Source organism: Synechococcus sp. CCY 0621 (assembly GCF_019038465.1).
GTDB lineage: Bacteria > Cyanobacteriota > Cyanobacteriia > PCC-6307 > Cyanobiaceae > Cyanobium.
On sequence record NZ_JAFKRH010000026.1, the window covers coordinates 90,344 to 100,983 of the forward strand.

Below are 10,640 nucleotides of genomic sequence, written 5' to 3' on the forward strand. Positions count from 1 at the left end.
GACGGGGCAACAGGGCTGGAGTGGGGCCCACGATGCCGCGTGCGAATAACGCGGATTGAATGAACTTTCAAGAAGCTGGCCCAACCACCACGATTCGCGTACAGAGTTAATCAAATTTTCTGGTATTCCACGTGGCGCTTTCAGCCTCGAGCCTCGTGGCCGGGATCCAGTCCCTCATCACGGATCTCGCCAGACAGGCCACCGGGGTGGACTTCGGCGAGGTGCCCCTCGTCGGCACTGTCGTCTCGCCCGTACAGGACCTGATCTTCGCCGATCTGCAGACCACCCTGACAAGCGCGCTGGATGGGGTGGGCGACAGTGCCGCCGCTCTCGCAGCGGCCTTGGATGCGATCGACGACGTGACCGCCTCCGTGAATGCTGAAGGCGGCATCGACATCACGATTGTCGATCGCTCCAGCACGGGCCTGAGCCCCAAGCCCTTCGATATCGGCGGAGCCGTCGGACCTGTGGGCCTGCAGCTGGGCGGAACCCTGGCCGTTGCCTTCGTCACCGATCTGAACATCGCCCTGCAGGTGGATGCGACCACGGGACAACTCTCCATCCGAAACAGTGGACAGCCAGAACTGAAGGTGGGCCTCGAAGCCTCCCTCTCGCTGGATGCCGGCGCCTCCCTGGGCATCATCGACATCACGGTCAGGGACCGAGACACGAACACGCCGGAGCTGTCCTTCGCCGCCTCGATCGATCTGCCCTCCGGGGATGCCGGTGCACTGGCTCAACCGATCAGCTTCGGCATTACAGGGCGAGCCGGACTGGATCTGGACATCCAGACCAGTGAGGTGGCAGGAGTTTTACCATCCGTGACAACAAATCTCATCCTGGAGTACGTCATCGGCAACCAGTCTCCGACGGTTGCCTTCAACGACATCACCATCAATCTCAGCGAGTTCTTTGGAATCTTTAAAGAAACTTTTGAAACAGTCAATACCATTCTGGAAACCCAGCCGCTTGGAAAACTGCTGGACCTGACCACCGGTCCCGTGCCGGTCGTGAACGATCTTGCCAACAAGACAGGCGCGACAGGTTTTCTGGATGTACTGCCAACCACATTCAAGGATGGTGTCGTCAGCCTGGTGGATCTGGCGAAGTTCAAAGACAGCGTCCTGAATGCGGATGGGATCGCCCCCAATCTGCAGGATGCCTCTGCCTTCTTTGAAGGCCTCTCGACGATCAATTTCATCCGTACGCTGACTGGCCAGGCAGCAGGGGGAAGCATTAATCTGGGCAACATCATCCTGTCCAACAACCCAGCCGGCCCAGAGTTCGCCTTCACAAGCCTCGTCGGAGCGGATGGCCTGGAAGAGTTGGACAGCTTCATTCGGGACTCCGGAATCCTTGGTGATGTGGCGGGCGCCATCAAAGAAAAGCTCACTGAAAGCTTCAGCGAAAACAGTGGTCTGTTCATTCCACTGCTGGAAGATCCAAGCAAGATCATCGACCTTCTGTTCAAGAACAACGAACCGCTCATCCTGGCTGAGTTCAGGCTTCCACCGCTCGATATACATGAGCAGGAGGAAGTCTTCATTGCAATTCCCGGCCTGCCGATCGGTCTTTTGCTCAAGGCCAGCATTGACATCGAAGCCGGCCTTGCCGTTGGCTACGATACGGGTGGAGTGAGCGAAGGAGACTTTGCCAAAGGCTTGTACCTTTCGACCGCCGAAAGGGAAGGAACCATTACAGGTTACAGACCCATCTTCAGCCTGGGTACCGACACCAGCGCCGGTGGCGCCCTACGAGCTGGCCCGCTCAAAGCATCAATCACCGGTGGCATCGACGCCAACGTCGTTGGATACTTGGATGTCGATGAAACCGGTAAACTTCGCCTTGCCAATTTCCTGAACGGGGATGGCTGTTTTTTCGAAGTCCTTTCCGGTCGATATGGTACCAACTTGCGTGCTGAAATTGAAGTCGGCTTCGACCCCTTCTCCTTCACACAGCGGATTCCCCTGGCGAATGCAACGCTCGCCGACTTCTCCTCCTTCTTCTGTACCCCCACCGACGGTATTGCAAGCCCACCCCTGAAAGGGCTGGCCACCATCGGCGCCGCACCCTTTGGCAGCCTGGATCTGGTGCTGAATACCGGCGACCGGGCCTCGCAGCGGGAGTTCATCGTCGAAGATCGGCCCAGGGTGGCAGGCGAGGATATCGCCGAGGACTACGACATCCGCCTGGCCTTCGATGCCAACGGGAACGTGATCCATGGTGCCCTCGACATCTTCGGGATGGGGGTCAGCCAGCGGTTTGGCTCGTCGGAGACTCCGCTCGCCCTGATCGTCGGCAATCTGGGCGATGAAGACGACAGCCTGCTGATCCGCTCGGATGTGGCAAACACATCGAACGTGAAAGGCGGGGCAGGGGCCGATTACATGGCCGGCGGCCGCGGCAACGACAGCTTCGAAGGTGAAGCCGGCAACGACATCCTGATCGGCAACGACGGCGACGATTGGCTCAGCGGCGGTGCAGACAATGACGATCTTTACGGTGGCGTCGGCGCCGACCGCCTCGACGGTGGCGCCGATAAAGACAAGGTCAGCTACGAGGACGCCAATCGGAGCCTGCTGTCCGGTGTTACCTTCTTTGAGGAGAACGGCAAACTGATCGGCTTCGGTGGTGAAGCCGAAGGGGATGTGCTGGACAGCATCGAGTACATCGTCGGCACCGCCTACAGCGACTACCTAATCTCCAGCACAGGCGGCGATCCGATCAGCACCCTCGAAGGCCGCGATGGTGACGACATTCTGGAAGGGGCCGCCAACAAGAACGACTTTCTGCTGGGCGGCCGCGGTGCCGATGTCCTGCTCGGCAAAGGCGGCCAGGACGGCACCAGCTATGTGACGTCCTTTGGCGGCATCCACATCGACCTGCAACGCCGCATCAGCTTCGGCGGCGATGCCCAGGGCGACACCCTGGTGAGCATCGAGCGGGTTCAGGGTTCCGCCTATGCCGATGTGATCTTCGGCGACGGGGCTGCCAATGTCATCGATGGCTACTTCGATGACGATCGCCTGGCCGGCGGCGCTGGGCTCGACACGGTTTTCGGCGGCCTGGGGAACGATACGGTCTTCGCTCTGGGCGATGGCGACCGGTTGGATGGCGGCGGCTCTCTCAATGCTCCCGGCGTCGATCTGCTCACCTATCGCGTCCTGGGAGGTACGGGCGTCGTTGTCGATCTGAGGACGGGCGATGGCGGCGGCAACGACGTCATCGCCATGGCCCTCCGTGACGGCAGCCCCAACCCGGTGGTGGGATACAGCACCTTCGAAAATCTGGAAGGCACCGAGCAGGCCGACAGCCTGGGTGGGGATGATGCCGACAACAGCATCACTGGCCTCGGCGGCGCCGATACGCTCAAGGGGAATGACGGCAACGACACCCTGATCGGCGGCAGCGGTGCCGACCGTCACGAAGGTGGTGATGGCCTTGATCTGGCCGACTATCGAGGCGCAACCGGCCCCATTACGGCCAACCTGGCCACAGGCCTCGGCACCGGCAACGAGGCCCAGGGCGATACCTACGTCGCGATCGAGAACCTGCGCGGCTCCGACTTCTCGGACACGCTCGTTGGCGACAGCGAGGATAACGTGCTCGATCCGAGCCTGGGGTCGACAAACGTCTCCGAAATAGCCATCGGTGGCGGTGGCAACGACACGCTGATCATCGATTACTACAGGGGCGACATCGGCTCTGGCCTGGTCGGTGGATACGCGCTGGGATCGGTCAGTTCCGGCTCGTTCTCCCGTCAGGCCCTGAACAGCCTCGACTTGATCGACAGCGTCACCTTCTCCACGATCGAGACGCTGCGCATCGCAGGCACGTCCAAAGCGGACCTCCTTTTCGGCGGCGCCGGCAACGACGTGATCGCCACCGGCAGTGGCAACGACACAATCGTGGCCGGCATGGGGAACGATGTCATCGTCGCCGGAAGTGGTGACGACACGGTCAGCTACGGCACGAACGAGTTTCGCGCACTTCGCTCTGACGCAGGCAGCAACTACTTCCATCTGGTTGGCGGGCGAGGTGTCGACACCCTCCATGTTTCGCTGGGCGGTGTCGCTGAAGATGTCCTCCTAGCCGGTATTGACACCGCCGGAGAGAACAGCGGAGCGAACCTGACGCTGACAAGCGGATCGGCCATCGAGGAATTCGAGATCCTCGGCGACATCGTCACCGGATCGGGAGACGACCTGCTGGTGCAGCTGGGGGAACACGACAACAGCTTCAGCACCGGTGACGGCAGTGATGTGATCCTGCCCGGATTGGGTCTTGACGTTGTGGATGGCGGCAGGGAGACGACAGGACTGTTTGTGCCCGATACCGATGGCCAGGCAGATTCAACAATCATCGACACCGCTGCGTTCTATGGGGCGCCGGGCGATGTGCTGGTGCTCGATTACTCCTCGCTGACCGGCAGCCTCGGCGTGACAAGCTCGAGTGCAAGCATCAGTTCGGGGATCACGATTGCGCCTTCAATCGGCAATGTGCAGGGCACCAGCCTTCCACTGCTGACGAATGCTGGCCACTACGCCGAAGGAACCAGCAATAACGTGAGCTTCACCGGGATCGAACGACTGTATGTCACCGGCACGGGCGCCAATGATGTACTTGTGGGCACCGGGATCGTCCTGAGGTCGCTCCAATCGGAAGGATTTCAGACCCTGAAGGGCGACGACATCCTGCGCGGCGGCGGCGGCAATGACCTGCTGCGTGGATACACAGGCGACGACCTGCTCGAGGGCGGCGACGGCAACGACATCCTCTTCGGCACCAGTTCATCCAGTTCGTTTGACTCGGCCGAGGTCGACACGCTGGTCGGTGGCCTGGGGGCGGACTGGTTCGTGCTCGGCACGGAGGACGCTCGTTACTACTTCAGCCTTGAGGGGCCATCACCCAGCCATGCCCTGATCAGGGACTTCTCGATCGCCGAGGGCGACACCCTTCACCTCGACGGCAGCAGCAGCAACTATCGGAGCGAGCAAACCGCCAATGGCTCCTCTCTTCTTTTCCGCATTGTTGCAGGTAGTGGCGAGGACCTGGCAGCCAGGTTCGAAGGGGTGGCCAACATTGACCTTGGGGCCAGCTATGTGAAGTACAACACGGCCCTGTTCATCCCAGAGCCGGGCGCGAGCATCCCTGCCCTGGCAGCGTTTGCCGAACGATTCGATGCAGTGGAAGCCCTCGCTTCAGCCGGCGGATTCAGCGTCACCGAAACAGCGGACACCGCCACGCTCCTGGGCGCCCTCGGGGCCACCTCCGGCCTGTCCGGCATCCGCCTGAGCATCGAAGGATCGGGAGAGGCGAGCGGTGTGTTTGAGGGCGATCCCTTCGGCCTCGGTTCGGGCCTCGTCCTTTCCACCGGACGCGTCGAAGACCTGGTGGGGCCCAACACGAACACGCCGACCGCGTTGGGCGATCAGCTGAACGATGTGGAATTCGTTTCGATCGGGGTGTCGGCCAACGGATCCCAGATCTTCAGGGCTGATCTTTCTGGTCTCGGCATCGATCTGCGCTCCCTCACCATCAGTGACAGCGGTAGCCGCCAGGGCGGCGCCAGCGGCGCTCTCAGCGGGTTCGACCTGGATGCCATCGTGCTCAGCACCAAAAGGCTTGATGCCGTCAACAGCAATACGGACCTCAACCTCGACTCCAGCCTGTCCAAGCTGGACGTCTTCGACTTCACTGCAGATGCTCTCAGTTTCCAGTCAGGATCACAACGAACCACTAGTGCTAATTCACCGAATCTGACCGGATCGGTAAATGGTCTTGTGCAACAACGACTCGTGCGTCTTGATCGCTTCGAGACGCCCGGGACGGCCTCAATCAATGAGATTCCCTTAACCCTGGGCGACGGCGGCCGCATCAGCTTCAATCTTACCCAGCCCGTCAACACGGACGGCCCACTTTATCTCTATATCGGAGAGAGCGGTGGCTTTGGTGAAACGGCTGGCGCAGAGCTAAACCTCTCTTCTTCTCCAATCGCAGGGGATCGTGCGATGAGTACCGATCTGGGCTCGCCTGGACTCGTCGGAGATCAGACCAAACTGACCTATGCCTTCACCCCCGACGCCGGCCTCAACAAGATCCAGTTCCAGTTCGTTGTCTTTTCAGAAGCGCTGCCTGAACTGACCAACGCAGCCCTCGCCGACATCTTCCGGATCCGGGTCAACGGCATAGATGTCGCCAGCCTGTCGGACGGGGCCTCGCTGACGCTCGACAATCTGCTCCCCCAGGCCTACGGACCTGCCCATCCCGATTTGATCCTGAACCCGCTGGGCGGGCAGACCCAAGCGGATGGCCATACACGGGTCCTCACCCTGAAGGCGCCGGTGAAATCCGGGGTGGAGAACCTGCTGGAGGTGGAAGTCATCGATACCGGCGATGCCTTCCTCGACTCCGGCATCCTGATCAAAGGCGGGTCGCTTGTGGCCACGACGGGTACGGACTTTCCGGATGTTCCACTTGAGCTTCCTGCGATTGAGCCCGTCACACCCGAGGGAACCAATGCACTCAGCATTGAACTCGTCAGCGCCGCATTCGGTCAGCCAGCAACCACAGGTATTAGGGACAGCTTCGGAATGGGCCCCACTTCCGTCTCGGCCGACGGCACAAAAGTTGCGTTCGTAAGCTCTGCCGGAAACCTCATCGACCCTCCAGCCTCCATTACTTCAGAAGTCTTTGTTAGAGACCTCATCACAGACACAACGACAAGAATTTCTTTTGGAGGAGTCGGACCGCTTGTCCAAAGAAGCTACGGATCAATATCAGCGGACGGAACCAAGGTGGCCTATATAGACGGCAGGTCTGCGATCACTGATGTACTTGTACACAACCTTACAACTGGCACTACAGCTACAACTTCTATCGGATTAAGTGGGGAGCAGGCCAATGGCTTCAGCTATTTTCCAGCCATCTCAGCCGATGGGAACAAGGTTGCCTTTTTCAGCAGCGCTTCCAATCTTGTTGCTGGTGACAATAACAATAGACTCGACATCTTTGTTCGGGACTTAGCAAGTGAATCCACAACGATAATCCCACACGGCAGTTTTGATCCAGGATCAGTTGCGGACAACCAACTTTCAATATCAGCAGATGGGACAAAGATTGCCTACAGCCTGAAGCTTCCAGGAGACGTTGGTCCGGATATTTATGTCTTCGATATGATGTCCCGATCAACAACACTTGTTTCGGCTGCACCTAACGGCACAGCCACGGGTGCTTATGGCATTAGTTACTCACCGGTCATATCTGCCGATGGCACCAAAGTGGCTTTTTGGAGTGCCACGCCTAATCTCGTAGCAAACGATAGGAATGACCAATATGACGTCTTTGTCCGCGATCTACTCACAAACACTACCACCATAGTCTCCGTAGGCATAGACGGAGAACTCGGCAACCGGATGAGCAGCAGCCCATCAATCTCAGCAGATGGGCGCAGTGTCGCATTCTATAGCGAAGCTTCAAATCTTATCGCAGGCGATTCCAATGGCGTTGGAGACGTTTTTGTTCGGGACCTTGCCACGAAAACGACGACGCGTGTTTCGGTCACCGGAGATGGCTTGGAAGCCAATCGTAGTAGTGGCGTCCCTTCCATCTCAGGGGACGGAAAGACCATTCACTTCTTCACCTTCGCCAACAATCTCGGCTTTCTCGACAACAATTTTGGTGGCGATGTCTTTGTTGCACGCCTTGCAGATTTAGTAGATCCAGAAGATTTACCAAGTCTTTCAATCTCAGCCCTCAGCTCTCGAGAACCAGAGGGCGATACAGGTGTTGCCGAATACACATTCGCCGTAACTCGCACGGGCAATACAATTAGTCCTGCCAGTGCAGAGTATCGTATAAGCGGGAATGTCGACGCCGCCGACTTCGGAGGTGCATTACCCTTTGGTGTCATCTCTTTTGCTGCAAGCGAAACATCAAAAACGCTCATTCTCAATGTCTCAGGGGATACAGATTCAGAAGCCCTAGAGATATTCAGAGTCACGCTATCGAATCCGATCGGCGCCACGATTGATACCAGTGTCGCGGCCGGAGTCATTCTTAATGACGATGATCTGCCACCCGTCGCCGGGAGCATATCGATCAACGATGTCACGATCACCGAAGGCGATGTCGGCACCAAGATCGCCACCTTCACCGTCACCCGCACAGCCGGCTTCGCAGCCTTTGACGTGACTGTCGCGACGGCAGACGGCTCTGCAAAGGCCGCAATAGATTACATTGCGTTGACGCCGGCACTGCTCAGCTTCGCTGCTGACGAGACGAGCAAGTCCATCAGCATCGCCATCCTGGGCGACGCTGCCTTCGAGCCCAGCGAGACCTTCTTCGTCAACCTGCTCAACCCGACCAACGGCGCCACGATCACCGACGCCCAGGCCCTCGGCACGATCACCAATGACGACGGGGCTGGCACCATCTCGATCGGGGACGTGACCGTGAGCGAAGGCGATGCCGGCACCACCCTGGCCAACTTCACCATCACCCGTGCCGGCGGGAACGCTCCTTTCGACGTCACCTACCGGACGTTGGGCGGAACGGCTACCCCCGGATCCGACTACATCGCCATCACCGATGGCACACTCAGCTTCGCGGCCGGCGATACCACCAAAACGATCTCTGTCAGCGTCAATGGCGACACCCTCGTGGAAGCCAGTGAAACATTCAGCGTCTTCCTCACCGGTGCCAGCGATGCCGCCGTACTGGGCAACAACACCGGCACCGCGACGATCACGAATGACGATGCCTCAGGCACGGTATCGATCGAAAGTCTTGCCGTAGTCGAAGGCGATTTAGGATTCCGTTCGGCCGAGCTCCACCTGACCAGAACGGGAGGCTCAGCCCCCATCGAAGTCACCTACACCGTGACGCCTGGAACGGCAGAACTCGGCTCCGATTATCAAGTCATCCTCCCTAACTCTGTCCAGTTCGCAGCGGGTGAGATGACGAAAAGGATTCCCATCTCGATCATCGGGGATACCACGGTCGAAGCAGACGAAACGTTCAATGTCAGCATCACCGGCGCCAGCAACAGTGCCGCCATTGGCAACAGTTTCGGCACCGTCACGATCACCAACGACGACGGTGCACCACTCCCCAGCATCACTCTGGAGCTCACGCCTACCAGCGTCACGGAAACCGGCGCCGCCAATCTCCTCTACACCTTCCGCCGATCCGGCGACACCACCAGCTCCCTCACCGTCAACTACGCGATCGGCGGCACCGCCACCAACGGCATCGATTACGGCCTGATCGCCGCCAGCATCACATTTGCCGCCGGCTCCGCCACCGCCACCGTCACCGTGGATCCCAGCGCCGATGGGAGCCTTGAGACGGATGAAACCGTCGCCCTCACCCTGGTGACAGGTGCGGCTTACACGATCGGCACCACAGCCGCCGTGACCGGCATCATCCTCAACGACATCAGCAACACGGGTACCGCCAGCTTCACGATCTCCGGCCCCCCCGCCGTCGGCAACACGTTGATCGCGAGCACCAGCTCAGCCGATCCCGATGGGGACGGGATTTTCACCTACAGCTGGCAATCCTCGAGTGATGGCAACGACTGGAGCCCAGTCGGCACCAATAGCTCCAGCTACACCATTGCGGCAGCCGATCAAGGGAAGCAACTGCGGTTGGTGGTGAGCTACACCGATGGGCGGGGTTTCGCCGAAAGCGTCACCACCGATGCCGGTACAGTGCTGCCGATATCCGAACTCGCCATCACCGCGGCCTCCGCCAACAAGTACGAGGGAAGCAGCGGCGCCACCGTCTTTAGCTTCACGGCGACCCGCACCGGTGACACCGCAACTTTCAGTACTGCCAACTGGGCAGTCACCGGCAGCGGCTCCAATCCCGCCAGCGCCGGTGATTTCATCGCCGGTGTGCTGCCAAGCGGCATGGTGACATTCGCGGCAGGAGACATCTCCAGAACCATTGTTGTCGACATCGCAGGAGACGTTGACATCGAACCGGATGAGGGATTCACCATTACCCTTTCAAACCCCACAGGCTCCAGCCTTGATTCCGCTAGTTCAGCCGCCAGTGGCACTATCCGCAACGATGAGATTCGTATTGCCACCGGTCAACAGATTCAGATCATTGCCACTGATTCTCTTGTGGATTCTGCATTTCTGGGGTTCGCCAATCTCATTGGCGATGCTGGCATCACTCTGAGTGAAAATGCCATTGACTTCATCCTGGATACAATCCCAGGTCAACCTCAGGCGATGCTAGGCCTTGACCTTTCCATTCTGACAGGGGGACAACAACCGGCCAACCCAGGTCAACAGAACTGGGCTTATTTCTCCATCAATCCATTGACCAGGGAGATCTCTCCTCTCACTTACAACCCGCTGCAACGCGGTGGTGCACGTTTCTACGACTTGGATGAGGATGGCCATGCTGACTTCCTCCATCTCAGCCTGACCGATGGCGGTTATGGAGACAAGGACGGGGTGGCCAATGGCGTGATCGTTGATCCATCCACAGCTGGGTCGGTTGAGCTGATGCCCATCTTCAGCTCCGCTGATCCACTCACCCTCACGGTGGCCGACCCCAGCAAGACCGCAGCGGCCGCCAGCCTTGTGCTGCGGGCGACCCTGACGGGCCGTCCCGCCAGCTCC

At 59.2% G+C, this 10,640-nt stretch carries 1 protein-coding gene; it reads left to right on the plus strand.

Features of this window, described 5'->3' with window-relative positions; all coding sequences use genetic code 11:
- Positions 1-131 precede the first annotated feature (131 nt).
- Positions 132-10,640 (plus strand): Calx-beta domain-containing protein (locus tag KUG43_RS08585; RefSeq protein WP_216908089.1); only part of this gene is annotated, 10,509 nt, incomplete at its 3' end.